A 14,679-nucleotide genomic window follows, 5' to 3' on the forward strand; every position below is an offset into this window, starting at 1 on the left:
GGTAGCTTCTGTGGGAAAAGCTAGGATTTACATATTTTAAGGACAAAACATGGCTTGGTTAGTAGCAATCATTGGATCAGTAACGGGTTTCTTATTTGGTTATGATGAAGGGATAATTGCAGGTTCTTTAGGTCTCATAAGAAATTATTTTGGTCTCACCCATACCGACGTAGGAATCATCGCTTCTGCGCTACCGTTCGGCGCTTTAATTGGCTCCATGTTTATCGGCGCGTTGTTGGCATCACGTTTTGTTAAGCGCTTTGGCAGGCGGTCTATTTTGTTTTGGGCAGGTCTTCTTTTCCTTGTGGGAGCTCTAGGAACAGCCTCGGCAGAGGAGGAATGGATACTGATCTTGGCTCGTTTAGTTTTAGGGGTTGCTATTGGTACTGCGGCTGTTACTACACCGCTCTATCTTGCAGAAACGGCTCCTATGCAGCTTAGGGGGGCTATGGTCGCTATTTATCAACTGGCCATTACTGTTGGGATTGTTTGCGCTTACTCAGCCAATTGTTTGCTCATCGAACATCATGCATGGCGTACTATGTTTGCCTCAAGCGCTGTTCCGGCATTCATTCTCATTCTAGGTATCTTCTTTTTGCCAGAATCGCCGCGCTGGTTAGTTAGTGTGGGGAAGGAAGATGCTGCAGCTCAAGCCTTAAAGCGATTGCGTAAAAATCAATCCACAAATGAAGAACTTAGAGATATTCAAACGACCTTGGCAAATGAGCCCAAAGACCATAATTGGCGCTTGTTATTTAGGATGCCTTTATTACCTGTTTTAGTATTGGGGATGATGCTTTTTTGCTTACAACAACTCAGCGGAATTAATATCATTATTTACTTTGCACCAGAAATTTTTAAAAATTTAGGGTTTACCAATGCGGTGGGACAAATGCTAGCCACTATGGGCATTGGTGTAGTTAATCTCCTCGTTACCATCGCAGCAATAATTTATATTGATAAGGCCGGAAGACGAAAGCTACTGTTAATCGGCTTCACAGGGGCATCAATAAGTTTAGCTGCTTTAAGTATTTTTTCTTTCTATCATGCAGCCTTACTGGCTTATCTATCTGTCATATGCCTTACAGCTTATATTTTTTCTTTCGCAATTAGCATCGGGCCTGTTCCTCATATCGCAATGTCAGAAATTTTTCCCTTACATGTTCGGGGCATGGGGATGGGGATGTCTTCAATTAGTAACTGGGGTTTTAATACCCTTACTGTGTTTAGTTTCCCCATTTTACACCATGAATTTGGGATTGAATTGACGTTTGCTCTCTATGGTTTCATCTGTTTGCTAGGCCTGTTTTACACCTATTACTACATGCCGGAAACCAAAAACATTAGCCTTGAAGCGATCGAAGACTATTTAATGAAAGGAAAGCCATTACGCTATCTTGGTCGGCAGCAAGATAGCAGGACGCACGTGCCAGAATCAAGTTTGGTTTATAAAGAAGCCTTATAAGAAAGCAGGCAACGCAAGCTGCCTGATATTCTATCTTTTTTAATGGAGGCTACTGCCTTTTCGAATCCCCGCGGCATTGACCGCGGGGTCCATCATCTCTGTCTAGATCAAGCCGGTAATTCGAGATCGCTTAAGTTAATCGGAGTGAACTAATGTACTGTCACTTTTTCTCGTGCTCCAATAGCTCGCAGTACAGCGACATAACTCCATGTCAATGAAATGGCTCCTTGCTGGATGCCCGTATTAAGATTGATTTGCTCGCTCATATTTAGGTTTGGGGCATAAAGTTTTATCAGTTTTAAGTAGCTATCTCCTTCCTCCACATAACTTCTGATCGCATTTTGATAAGCGAGAGAGTGTGGGAGCATTGCTGCCAAGGTGTAATAATATTCGGCCATGGTCGCTGTTAAAATAAACCAAGGGTTGCCTATACTATCGTTACGATAACCATCATAAGTATCACCAGGATAACGTCCAAACAGCAAGGCTTGATGATGCTTGTCATTAATGGGATAGAGCATTTTGAATTGTTGTTTTAAAGCAGCGGCAGTATTTTGTATATATTTATTTTGAGGGCTAAAAGGGGTATCTTCCGTGCGGGCTAATAATATCGCTAGCATCACGGCAGAATCCAATTCCAAGGTTTTTTGCGGGCCCGGATGAGGGGGCAAGGTCGCCTGAATGATTGCATTGGTTTTATCAACATGCTGTTGCAGACGATCGTTGATTAACTCGGCTTGGCTTTCATAATAAATGGCGGCAGATGGCTCACCTAAGCCTCGAGCTAATTTTGCTCCTTCAATCAACGCTTTTCTTTGGACCATGGCAGTAAAAAAGTGATCTCCATAAACCTCTTCCCACAAATCGTAATTTCTATCTTGCCAATGATGAGCAACGTATTCGAGATCGCGTTTAATCGCTCCCATCGTTTTTGAATCTAAACCACCACCGTAGAGATGCTTGCGGACATAGCCGGCTTCGTTTGTTTTGAGAAGTGAGTTTGCAAAACGGGTTAAGGTTAGTGCTCTAAGAGCAGGTCCATCATTTTGGGGACGTCCCCAAGCTCCATCATATACACGTCCATCCAGATAAAATTTCGGCTCACCTAAAATATCTTGTCCTGGAATGGTATCGATTTGCTGCTGAGTTTTTTCCACCCAATAAACATAATTAAACAGTCTAGCTTTATCTTCAGGGGATCTGTCTTTTTCGTACCATGTTTCGATAAGATTCATAGCGATAGCAGAATCACGTACCCAATCGTAATAATAATCAGGATAATATCGCGAAGGAGAAGCAATCACAGCTCCCACATCGGTGATATTGGCGAGAAAGTTTTGCTTTAAAATCTCTACTTCGGCAGGGCTAAAGACGGTTGCCATCGATGTGGTTGAAAAAAGAAAAAAGAAGACCATTAAAATCCGTTTCATTCATTATCTCCAAAAACAGTGATCCTGAAGTTTGAGCCATCCATCTTAACCGAAAGTATGAGAGCAGGCCATAATACATTTATCCTATTGCACACAAAACATAGCTTGCTATTTATTAGTATATTATATAAAATTAAAACACTTAATCCTCATGAATCTCTAATTTGGAGAACACATGGTCACGCAAGTGCTTCATCATCAAACACCCTTAATTTATTCGCAGTATCTTAAGAACAAGATGGGCAAAGATGTTTATTTCAAGGTGGAGGCTTTACAGCCTACAGGCTCATTCAAAATTCGGGGGATTGGTAAATTATGTCAACATTACACGCAACAAGGTTATACACATTTTGTTGCGTCTTCTGGTGGTAACGCAGGCATCGCTGTGGCTTATGCTGGGATGAAACTAGGAATACCCACGACGGTTTTTATTCCCACAAGTAGCCATCAAATTTATGTCAATGAAATTCAATCCTACGGTGCACAAGTCATAGTGGAAGGAGCTGTGTGGGATGATGCTCATCAAGCCGCTCTTTCTTTTGTTAATGAACATAAAGCGGCTTATATTCCTCCATTTGATCATCCAATCATATGGTCGGGACATGCATCGATGATCTCTGAAGTGAGCGCCACCGGTTTGCATCCCGATCTTGTCATCGTAGCGGTTGGCGGTGGGGGGCTTGCTTGTGGTGTATTGCAAGGCATGCACCAAGTGCATTGGGAGGCTGTCCCCTTAATTGCGGTTGAAACAATAGGTGCAGATGCTTTTCACCAATCTGTGCTGGCCAAACAGCGTGTTGTCTTAAAAACAATTACTTCTAAAGCAACCAGCTTAGGTGCGAAGCAAATCGCGGAACGGTTATTCCAATGGACAGCCGAACACCCAATAAAAAATATCGTGGTAAGTGACGAAAATGCTGAAGCAGGGGCGAGAGCCTTCGCTAAAGACAAGCGAATTTTGGTGGAGTTATCTGCTGGCGCTCCTCTTTCTTTGGTGTACCAGAATCATTCTGTGCTAAAAGACGCACAATCCATACTCGTAATCGTTTGTGGAGGAGTAAATACGCAATTTTTTGATGAGCGCTAGCTCCTTGCATAACCTTTGCTCTTTCTGAATGGAGTATCCCAATATACAATGAAGTTCTCAGTAGTGCATTGGTGTTATAGCAAAATGTGCTTTGAGCTTTATTGGTAACCAAAATGTCGCAAGCAACGGCCATTTTGATTTAGGAATCCGCATACATACATAAAGGAACTTACTATGAAGACTGCAATAGCATTACTCTTATCCTGTGCATTCAGTTCATTAACAATAGCAGCCACGCCATCCATTATAGGCACATGGTCAGGAAAATCAGACCTAATCAATTGGGAAGGCAAGCATGAAACTGTTGATTATCAACTTAAATTTACTGAAATGAAAAATAATTATGTAACCGGTGTTGCCAGTTGGAAGGCTGAGGAAGGGAAAAAATATTCTGTTGGGAAAGAGCACCACGGTGCTGCAAACGAAAAGTTTATAGGTACTTATGATGAAAAGAGTAATACCTATTTTTTAGTTGAAACAACAGAACACTCTTTTCTCAAGGTAAAACCACAAGCGAACGGAGAAATCCACGTAATTTATTTGGAGTCAGGTGAGCGTGCAGTCGTATTTAATGGTGTATTGAAAAAGCAATAAGCACTAACTTCAAGATAAGTAGCCTGGATTAGACGAAGTCGTAATCCAGGATGGCTCCCGCATTACGCTATGCTAATGCGGGCTACATTAAGTAGTGATGTCGCCTTTGCAGTTTCATTGTAGAAAGTATACTTAATGCCGTTTTTGGAAGGCCCGAGTAAGTGTAGTGCACAAGTATCGCAACATCACAGCTTGTATTATCGGTAATGCCCTTGAATGGTATGAATTTAGCCTATTTGCCTATTTATCCCCTGTTATTGCCAGCTTGTTTTTTCCAAATGCAAATAAAATCGCCAGTTTATTAGCAACCTTGTTGGTATTTGCTGCAGGATTTGTTGTACGTCCTCTAGGCTCTATTGTTTTAGGACATTTAGGTGATCAGTTCGGTCGTGCAAAAACACTTAAATTTACTATCCTGTTGATGTCAATTTCTTCAGTGTTAACCGGTTTCTTACCCACCTATCAACAGGCTGGGCTGTTGGCTCCTGTTTTGCTGATTATTTGCCGGTTACTTCAGGGATTCTGCATTGGCGGTGAATTCGCAGGCTCCATGATTTATCTATCCGAGTCGGCAGATGCTAAACATCGCGCATTCGTTAGTAGCATGACGAATAATGGATCCAATATAGGCGTTTTGACGGCTATTGTGGCTTGTACAATTTTTAGCAACCTGTTCGGTAATGATCTCTTATCTGCTTATGGTTGGCGGATTCTTTTTATCTCTGGTGGTTTCTTGGGAATTATAGGATTGTGGTTAAGACGTGATCTCTCAGAGTCTGATATTTTCCTACAACTGCAAGAAAATATTAAAGAAAGATATCTTCCAATAAAGTACGTGCTCACCCATCAGCTTCATCGTGTCATTCACATCATATTATTACTTTTCATTAGTGCGTGTGGAAGTTATACGTTAATGGGGTATCTTTCTACTTATCTGCATGAGTTTCTGCATATACCACTTAATCAAGCCTATCAAATACAGACTCTATTTATTGTGTTTACGTTGCTGTTTGTACCTTTGTTTGCTTATATTTCTGATAAGGTTGGTCGCAAAAATGTTTTACTATTCTCTATTGTCGGTTATTTAATTTTTGCGCTGCCAAGCTTTTGGTTGTTACAGCATATTCCAGCGTGGTGGGTCCTGGTGCCATTAATTATTTTTTATAGTGCCGAACAAGCTGTTACTCCCGTTGTCATGGCTGAAATGTTTTCAGGCAAAGGACGTTATACTGGGATCTCAATTGCCTACAATATCTGTATGGCACTTGTTGGTGGTTTTTCCCCGGCAATTAACACCTGGTTGATTAACCGTTTTAATACAATGATGATCGCTTATTATGTTATCTTTTGTGCTCTGGTTTCGTTACTTATTGTCTTAAAGCGTTTGCCTAAAGAGTATGGGCTTGAAAGCAATCTAGCAACCGCATAATTCCCCCTGGGATTCACTGTAGCCGCGGTTGAAGCAAAAAATAACTACAAAATTATTCCCAATACCACTTCGCGTTGTTCATTAAGTAACACATTGAATGTGCGACAAGCTGCACCAATGGACATTGACTCCAGCCCAACTCCACGCTTGGCTAACGTTTGTATTATTAAAGAAGAAGGGAAATGGCCCTGCTTTTCATGACCGATAATGATAATCTTTGGTTGGTATCGCAAAAGAGGCCATACGGATTCTTCATCGAGCTCATTGACAGCGCGAATGGGCCAATCTTTGATGATCTCCTGACTGCTAATAATTAAGCTACTTTGGTAAGCGACTGAATCAATCTGAATTTCTCGTTCACTATAAGCTTGGATGCTATATTTGTCGTTTGCTTCCAGGTTGATATGCATGGTGTTTAATTGAGTGATAATTTATACTATTTGTTTAGTATACCATAGAGGCGAAAAACATGAGTCAATTTCCCCGCATCAAGCGCTTGCCACCTTATGTGTTTAATACTCTAAATCAATTAAAATCTGAGGCGCGGGCGCGAGGCGAGGACATTATTGACTTTGGCATGGGGAACCCTGATCAGCCAACGCCGCAGCACATCGTTGATAAATTAATAGAAACGGTCCAACGTCCAGATACTCATCGTTACTCCATGTCGAAAGGAATTCCTCGTCTGCGCCGTGCCATGGCGACTTGGTACAAGAAAAATTATGATGTTACCTTGGATAGTGAAACACAAGTTCTAACGACCATTGGCTCAAAGGAAGGACTTGCCCATCTGGCATTGGCAATTAGTGGTCCTGGTGACACCGTTCTTGTTCCCGATCCTGCTTATCCTATACACACCTATGGTTTTATTATTGCTGGTGCGAATGTTAAACAGATTCCCTTGATTGATGAAAATCAATTCTTAGAGGCTGTTGAGGTAGCTATAGAACAAACTTGGCCAAGACCAAAAGCTTTGGTGATTAACTTCCCCGCAAATCCCAGCACTCATTGTGTTGAATACGATTTTTTTGAGCGTGTCGTCGCTCTGGCTCATCGCCACGGAATATGGATTATTCACGATTTAGCCTATGCTGATATCGTTTTTGATGGTTATAGGGCCCCCTCTATCCTACAAGTTCCTGGTGCGATTGATGTCGCAGTTGAGACGTACTCCATGTCTAAATCTTATAACATGCCTGGTTGGCGAGTGGGATTTGCTTGTGGCAATGAAGAGTTGGTGGCAGCTCTTACGCGCATTAAATCCTATCTGGATTATGGGACATTCACTCCTATTCAAGTAGCAGCAATTGCTGCACTTGAGGGTCCTGATGATTGCATCCATGAAATTAGAAACTTATATGAGCAGCGACGCAATATTTTATGTGATGGTTTACAAGATATGGGTTGGTATGTTGAAAAACCTAAGGCAACGATGTTTGTTTGGGCCCCAATTCCTGCATCTTACCGACATTTAGGATCCCTTGAGTTTTCTAAGTATCTTTTAAAAGAAGCATGTGTAGCTGTATCACCAGGTATCGGTTTTGGTCAACAAGGTGATAACTACGTACGGTTTGGTTTAATTGAGAATCACCAACGCACACGCCAAGCGCTACGTAATTTAAAGGCACTATTTAAACGAGACGGTTATTTGCAGGCTGTTTAAATGCAAATCGTAGTCAATGGAGAAACACAAGCCCCCGCCGGCAGTAAGCAACTCGCGAGTCATGGAGGGTATTATCCCAACGCTTTGACTTGCTTGGGTTGTGAGGCAACCAATCCACCTTTAGCAGATGTATTACGCCTGTTTCACCAATTGGATGGTCAATGGTTAATTGCTTCCCCTGTTCATTGGGAGGCAACTCATAATGATGCAATGATTGTGGCCGCAGATGCCGATCTTCATTTGGATAAGGAAGAGTCCCATTTATGGTTTGCAAGGGTAGCTGAATTTTTAAAAGCGAGTGACATTGAGTGCTTTTATCATGATGCTTGTACTTGGCTTCTAAAGCTAGATGGTAAACCAGGAATTACAAGTAAATCCGTTTACTCAATTCTTCACCAATCGATAATGCCTACCCTAAATGCTCTTGATAAAACCCTATTTTGGCAACGACTGCTCACTGAACTCCAAATGTATTTAAGTTCATGTCCTCTCAACATGGAACGCGAAAACAAGCCAACCATTAATGGGCTTTGGCTATGGGGGGAAGGGGAGTTCTATCCTAAAACTCAACAAACAATCCTTACTGACGATGAAGTATTTCTTAATCTTGCTGGAGAACTGGGTCAATTCGAAAGGATATCTTCATTTTCAATATTGGAAAAAGATAACCTAATTTTGATTAAATATCCCAATCACATTGACCTATCTGCTCTACAGCAAACAGTGCAAAAGAATAAAGTTAATTGGTATTGGAATAACTTGGGTTACTCCCAGCAACCCCGTAGGTGGTGGTCGAGACTATGGAGAAAATAATAATATGCGGATTAAACAACGAGAAGTTCCACCTGTACTTCCCTCTTTGTCGAGTTATCCTGCTTTCCTTCAACGAATTTATGCGTCCCGTGGTATTCATCATGAAGTCGAGCTAGACAGAAGTCTTAAGGCCCTGTTGCCTTTTCAATCATTGATTGATATCGAAAAAGCAGCTTCTCGTTTAGAAGAAGCGCTACGTGCGCAAGAGAAGATCTTGATTGTTGGTGATTTTGATGCGGATGGTGCCACTTCAACAGCACTTGCCATTTCGGCATTACGTATCATGGGGGCTTCACAGGTTGAGTTTCTGGTGCCTAATCGTTTTGATTTTGGTTATGGTTTAACTCCTGCCATTATTGATATAGCAAAAAAGTGGCAACCTCATTTAATCATCACCGTTGATAATGGTATCGCCAGCATTGAAGGCGTTGAGGCAGCAAACGCTCACGGTATCGATGTACTAATTACTGATCATCATTTACCAGGAGACACTTTACCTAAAGCGTGTGCGATCGTTAATCCTAATCAAGCGGGTGATCTTTTTCCCAGTAAATCCATCGCTGGGGTAGGGGTGATTTTTTATGTCATGCTTGCTTTAAGGCGAAAGCTCATTACAACAAATTGGTTTGCATCGCAAGGATTAACTGAGCCCAATATGGCTCAGTTCCTCGATCTAGTTGCTCTTGGTACCGTTGCTGATGTTGTTCCCTTAGATCAAAATAACCGTATTATGGTTAATCAAGGTCTGGCTCGTATTCGTCAGGGTCAGTGTCGTCCCGGAATCCAAGCGTTAATTGAGATATCTGGTCGCGTCTGTTCTCGACTACGTGAAAGTGATTTAGGTTTTGCTGTAGCTCCAAGGTTGAATGCCGCGGGAAGATTAGATGATATGTCATTAGGGATCGAATGTCTTCTTAGTGACAACTTGGAAAAAGCACAGATGTTAGCCTCTCATTTGGATGAACTAAATCAAGAGCGACGAGTGATTGAGGCTGAGATGAAAGAGCAAGCGATGGTAGCTGTCGAGAAATTAACAAAAAAAATGGAACACTCTCATCAGTTACCTGTTGCTTTGTGTCTGGTTGATGCCTCTTGGCATCAGGGTGTCATTGGGATCCTTGCGGGTCGTCTGAAAGAGCGCTATCACAGGCCTGTGATAGCGTTTGCCAAAGTAAGTGAGACTGAGTTAAAAGGCTCCGCGCGTTCAGTACAGGGATTAAATGTCCGTGATGCTCTTGCAGCTGTCGACAAAGATAATCCTGGTTTAATCACAAAATTTGGAGGGCATGCCATGGCCGCTGGCTTAAGCATCTCCCCTGCAAACTTTAGTGATTTTCAGCAGGCTTTTATTGCTGAAGTAGAGAAACACATTGATATATCCCAATGTCATGGGGAACTTTGGACGGATGGTCCTTTGGGCGCTGCTGATTTGAACATTGAAACGGCGATGGTTTTACAAGAAGCAGGTCCTTGGGGTCAACAATTTCCTGAGCCTTGTTTCGATAACATTTTTGAGGTGATTGACCAACGTTTGGTGGGGCAACACCACTTGAAATTAACGTTGGCTCATCCAGAGGGTGGCCTATTTGATGCCATTGCCTTTAATATTGATGTGAACCTTTGGCCAAATTATCGTGCGAAGCAGATTCATGCAGCTTATAAGTTGGATATCAATACTTATCAAGGCCGAACCCGATTGCAATTGGTGATTGAAGCTTTGCAGTTGTATAATTAATTTGTATAATTTAAGGTCAACTGACCAGAATATCAGGTATTTTCGTTGTTATCTTCAGCACTAATTTCGCCCATATCTATTGCGCCAATGATTGATTGGACGTACACACATTTCCGCGTATTTATGCGCTTGATTGCGCCTCGCGCGCTGCTTTATACGGATATGCAGACCATTGGGGCGGTCATTAGCAATCCACGGACCCTTTTTTTTGATGCATCAGAGCACCCCTTAGCGCTGCAATTGGGTGGCGCTGATAGAGAAAAGTTGATTGAATGCGCAAAGATGGCTCAGGAACGAGGATTTAACGAAGTTAATTTAAATTTAGGTTGTCCCAGCGACAAAGTGCAAGCTGGGCGTTTTGGGGCTTGCTTAATGGCGGAACCTGAGCGAGTAGCGGAGTGTATCAATGCTATGAAAAATACTGTTGCTATTCCTGTGACAGCAAAAACGAGAATCGGAATAGATCATTGTGACAATTATGAGTTCTTTGCATCATTTGCCCATAAATTAGTGAGTGCCGGTTGTGATAAATTGATTGTGCATGCACGAAAAGCTTGGCTTCATGGTTTAAGCCCCAAACAAAATCGTACCATTCCACCTTTGCATTATCAGTTTGTTTACCAAATTAAACAAGAATTGCCCAATATACCTATTGTAATCAATGGCAATATTAATAGTCTTGAGGAAATTAAGGAGCACCTTTCACATGTAGATGGTGCTATGCTTGGAAGACTTGCTTGCCAAAATCCTTATGCGTTAGCGGCTATACACCATTACTATTATCCAAACCTTGCTCTTCCTAGTCGCTATGATATTTTAGAAAAATATCTAAATTATGTTGAGGAAAAATTTTCTGAGGGAGTAGCATTGAGTATCCTACTCAAACCGTTGTTTAATTTTGCCCATGGCTTACCGGGATCAAAACGCTGGAAAGAGAGCCTTTTGAGAGTTCAACAAACTCGGCAACTTGCGGAATTACGTGAAGTGACAGTGGGGTTGTGATTTTAATCGATGAAAAGGTGTACAACAGAACCTATAATATAGAATGTTACTATGGCTTAATTTATCACTATTATTGTATAGCGGATCAATAGAAAAGTAGGTTGGGGCCTTGGCCCCACTTAAGTGATATGATGCTCTAAAGTTGTTGGGCCAAGGTCCAACTTACAAATTATACAATCAAAATGTTTTTAAAATTGCCCGCTGAAAAGCTATTTCCATAGCTTTACATGGCATTTTTAACAATTTTTTAGTAAATTAAGCGGTTTTAAAAGCTCGAATTGTCTAGAGGATTATCAAGGCTATGCTAAATACCCTGATGAAAAAAATGTTTGGTAGCCGCAATGAACGTACTTTGCGACGCATGGAAAAAACAGTGCAAGCTATAAATGCATTTGAGCCGCAAATGCAAGCACTGTCTGATGAAGAATTGGCTGCTAAGACAGCTCATTTTAAATCCCGTCTCGCTGACGGTGAAACATTGGATGAGCTCTTAGCCGAGGCATTTGCTGCGGTACGCGAAGTTGCGGTTCGTACATTAGGATTAAGGCATTTTGATGTCCAATTAATGGGTGGAATGGTTCTTCACGAGGGCAATATTGCAGAGATGCGTACAGGGGAAGGTAAAACATTGGTCGCAACACTTCCTGCCTATCTAAACGCTTTAACTGACCGTGGTGTTCATATTGTCACTGTTAACGATTACTTAGCAAAGCGCGATAGCCAATGGATGAAACCTATTTATGAATTTTTAGGCTTGACGGTTGGGGTGATTTATCCCGATATGCCACATGCGGAAAAGCAAGCTGCCTACCGATCTGACATTGTTTATGGAACTAATAATGAGTTTGGTTTTGACTATTTGCGCGACAATATGGCTTTTAGTCTAGGAGATAAGGTTCAGGGTGAGTTGAACTTTGCCATCGTCGATGAAGTGGATTCAATTCTCATCGATGAAGCCCGCACCCCATTAATTATTTCAGGAGCAGCTGAGGGCAGTTCCGAGCTTTATAGAAAAGTAAATGAGTTAATCCCACAATTGAAAAAACAACAGGAAGAGGGGGATGGTGGACACTACACTGTTGATGAAAAGCAAAAGCAGGCTCATTTAACAGAAACAGGTCATCAGTTTATCGAGGATTTACTGATTGAAAAGAACTTACTTGATCCAGGTGAGAGTCTTTATCATGCAGGTAATATCATTTTGATGCATCATGTGAATGCAGCTTTGCGTGCGCATGCAATGTTTCATCGTGATGTTGATTATATTGTTAAAGACAATCAAGTTGTTATTGTGGATGAGCATACTGGCCGTACCATGTCTGGTCGGCGTTGGTCAGAAGGGTTACATCAAGCCATTGAAGCAAAAGAACATGTTGCTATACAAAATGAAAACCAAACATTGGCATCCATTACTTTTCAGAATTATTTCAGACTCTACAATAAGCTATCCGGGATGACTGGAACTGCAGATACGGAAGCCTATGAATTTCAACAAATTTATAATCTCGAAGTTGTCGTTATTCCTACAAACAAACCGATGATTCGTCATGATCAACCGGATTTGGTTTATCTGACACAAAAGGATAAATATGAAGCAGTCATTGAAGATGTCAAAGATTGTGTGAAGCGCAAGCAGCCTGTCCTAGTGGGAACTGCATCTATTGAAGCTTCTGAATTACTTAGTCAGTTACTAAAAAAAGCCGGCGTTAAACACCAGGTTTTAAACGCCAAATTTCATGAAAAAGAAGCACAAATTGTGGCTGAAGCAGGTAGACCCGGTGTTGTGACCATTGCAACCAATATGGCAGGACGAGGAACAGATATCGTGTTGGGAGGTAGTCTAGCCGCAGAGCTCGCATCGTTATCAGAAGAGGCAACTGATATTGAACGCCAAGCGATTAAATCAGACTGGCAGAAGCGCCATGAAGAAGTCATCGCAGCAGGTGGCTTGCGGATCATTGGTTCAGAGCGTCATGAGTCTCGTCGCATTGATAATCAGCTGCGAGGTCGCGCTGGCCGTCAAGGGGATCCAGGTAGTAGTCGATTTTATTTATCATTAGACGATAACCTCATGCGAATTTTTGCCTCAGAACGTGTAGCATCAATGATGCGTCGATTGGGGATGAAGCCGGGCGAGCCTATAGAACATAACCTGGTGACCAGAGCAATTGAGAATGCTCAGCGTAAGCTTGAAGGGCATCATTTTGATGTTCGGAAACAGTTGCTGGATTATGATAATGTGGCTAATGAACAACGAAAGGTTATCTATACACAACGTGCTGGTCTCATGGCAATTAAGGATCCACAAGAGACCGTGGAAGCGATGCGTCAAGATGTCATTTATAGCTTGGTAGATAATTTTATTCCCCCACAAAGCTTAGAAGATCAATGGGATCTGCAAGGACTGTCACAAGCTTTACTCGAAGATTTCAAAATTAAAGCCGACATTAATGAATGGATTGAAAGCGATCACAGTTTACAGCCAGAGCAGATTAGGGACAGGATTTATGCTCTTTGTAGCGATCGGTATAAAGAAAAAGAAAAATTAACTGGCAGAGAAATTCTTGCCAATTTCGAAAAATCTGTAATTTTGCAAACGTTAGACAATCATTGGCGTGAACATTTAGCCGCCATGGATCATTTGCGGCAGGGTATTCATTTACGTGGTTACGCCCAGAAGGATCCAAAACAAGAATATAAGCGTGAAGCATTTACGTTGTTTTCAATGATGCTGGATAATTTGAAGTATGACATTATCCGCTTGCTGTCTTCGGTTGAAGTACAAACCGAGGCGGACGTGAATGCGGCAGAGGAGCAACGCCGTGCAGAGCAAGCGCAAAAAATGCAATTCCTTCATCAAGATGATTCGGTCACTGACACCCAACAAACTGGTGATACAACGTTTAGGCGTGTTGAGAAAAAAATTGGCCGCAATGAGCCTTGTCCTTGCGGTTCAGGCAAAAAATATAAAGTATGTCATGGAAGTTTAGCTTGAGGGTAGCCGTTGCTGTTATCTTTAATGCAGAAGACAAAGTCTTAATCACTCGCAGGCCCCTGCATGTTTCTCATGGGGGCATGTGGGAATTCCCTGGCGGAAAACTTGAGCTTAACGAAAGCCCTGCGGAAGCACTCCTGAGAGAAGTAGAGGAAGAGGTAGGACTCAATATTCTGACGTATTCCTTTTTAGGTGAAATTACGCACTCTTATGGCACTAAAACGGTCCATCTACTTGTTTTTAGCACCAAAGAGTACAACGGAATTGCCGCCTGTCTTGAGTCACAAATGGATTTATGTTGGGCAAATATTGATGACTTATCTAGCTATGAGTTCCCAGAAGCAAACCTTAAGATTATTGAATTGCTTAAGCAAAATTAGGCTTCGCTTATCGTTTTGCCAACTAGTACGGTGGCCCGCCTAGACAGGTAGGAGCCCTCCTTCCGCGCCACCCCTCGTTCAAGATC

The 14,679-nt window shown here is 42.0% G+C and carries 12 protein-coding genes; 10 read left to right on the top strand and 2 right to left on the bottom strand.

Features of this window, described 5'->3' with window-relative positions:
- Positions 1-49 precede the first annotated feature (49 nt).
- Complete coding sequence (locus CKV79_RS06895; RefSeq protein WP_028373375.1) at positions 50-1,465, top strand: sugar porter family MFS transporter; 1,416 nt, start codon at positions 50-52, stop codon at positions 1,463-1,465.
- A 149-nt stretch (positions 1,466-1,614) separates the two neighbouring features.
- On the opposite strand, the gene CKV79_RS06900 is transcribed toward CKV79_RS06895, so the two are convergent.
- Complete coding sequence (locus CKV79_RS06900; protein ID WP_231950057.1) at positions 1,615-2,895, bottom strand: glycoside hydrolase family 15 protein; 1,281 nt, start codon at positions 2,893-2,895, stop codon at positions 1,615-1,617.
- Positions 2,896-3,070: 175 nt separating this feature from the next.
- On the opposite strand from CKV79_RS06900, the gene CKV79_RS06905 reads away from it, so the two are divergent.
- From CKV79_RS06905 to CKV79_RS06915, 3 genes are all read left to right on the top strand, one after another.
- On the top strand, positions 3,071-3,982 hold the full coding sequence (locus CKV79_RS06905; protein WP_028373373.1) for a pyridoxal-phosphate dependent enzyme: 912 nt from the start codon (positions 3,071-3,073) through the stop codon (positions 3,980-3,982).
- A gap of 174 nt (positions 3,983-4,156) precedes the next feature.
- Positions 4,157-4,576 (top strand): hypothetical protein, encoded by a 420-nt coding sequence (locus tag CKV79_RS06910; protein ID WP_028373372.1) that lies wholly within the window; start codon positions 4,157-4,159, stop codon positions 4,574-4,576.
- Positions 4,577-4,742: 166 nt separating this feature from the next.
- On the top strand, positions 4,743-6,005 hold the full coding sequence (locus CKV79_RS06915; protein ID WP_028373371.1) for an MFS transporter: 1,263 nt from the start codon (positions 4,743-4,745) through the stop codon (positions 6,003-6,005).
- 44 nt (positions 6,006-6,049) lie between these two features.
- Here CKV79_RS06915 and CKV79_RS06920 read toward each other — a convergent pair whose 3' ends face one another.
- Positions 6,050-6,415, bottom strand: coding sequence for an Mth938-like domain-containing protein (locus tag CKV79_RS06920; protein WP_028373370.1), 366 nt, complete (start codon positions 6,413-6,415; stop codon positions 6,050-6,052).
- 59 nt (positions 6,416-6,474) lie between these two features.
- On the opposite strand from CKV79_RS06920, the gene alaC reads away from it, so the two are divergent.
- The 6 genes from alaC to mutT all read left to right on the top strand — a co-directional run bounded on the left by alaC (position 6,475) and on the right by mutT (position 14,593).
- Entirely contained in the window at positions 6,475-7,668 is a 1,194-nt protein-coding gene (gene alaC / locus CKV79_RS06925) for an alanine transaminase (RefSeq protein WP_028373369.1), read from the top strand.
- On the top strand, positions 7,669-8,481 hold the full coding sequence (locus CKV79_RS06930; protein ID WP_028373368.1) for a hypothetical protein: 813 nt from the start codon (positions 7,669-7,671) through the stop codon (positions 8,479-8,481).
- 4 nt (positions 8,482-8,485) lie between these two features.
- On the top strand, positions 8,486-10,216 hold the full coding sequence (gene recJ / locus CKV79_RS06935; protein WP_028373367.1) for a single-stranded-DNA-specific exonuclease RecJ: 1,731 nt from the start codon (positions 8,486-8,488) through the stop codon (positions 10,214-10,216).
- 87 nt (positions 10,217-10,303) lie between these two features.
- Complete coding sequence (gene dusA / locus CKV79_RS06940; protein WP_081778078.1) at positions 10,304-11,218, top strand: tRNA dihydrouridine(20/20a) synthase DusA; 915 nt, start codon at positions 10,304-10,306, stop codon at positions 11,216-11,218.
- A gap of 301 nt (positions 11,219-11,519) precedes the next feature.
- Positions 11,520-14,213: a preprotein translocase subunit SecA gene (gene secA / locus CKV79_RS06945; protein ID WP_028373365.1), complete on the top strand. Its 2,694-nt coding sequence runs from the start codon at positions 11,520-11,522 to the stop codon at positions 14,211-14,213.
- Positions 14,192-14,593: an 8-oxo-dGTP diphosphatase MutT gene (mutT, locus tag CKV79_RS06950; RefSeq protein ID WP_035915574.1), complete on the top strand. Its 402-nt coding sequence runs from the start codon at positions 14,192-14,194 to the stop codon at positions 14,591-14,593. The genes secA and mutT overlap by 22 nt, the downstream gene beginning before the upstream one ends.
- The last annotated feature ends 86 nt before the right edge of the window (positions 14,594-14,679 follow it).

The organism is Legionella lansingensis, from assembly GCF_900187355.1.
Lineage (GTDB): Bacteria > Pseudomonadota > Gammaproteobacteria > Legionellales > Legionellaceae > Tatlockia > Tatlockia lansingensis.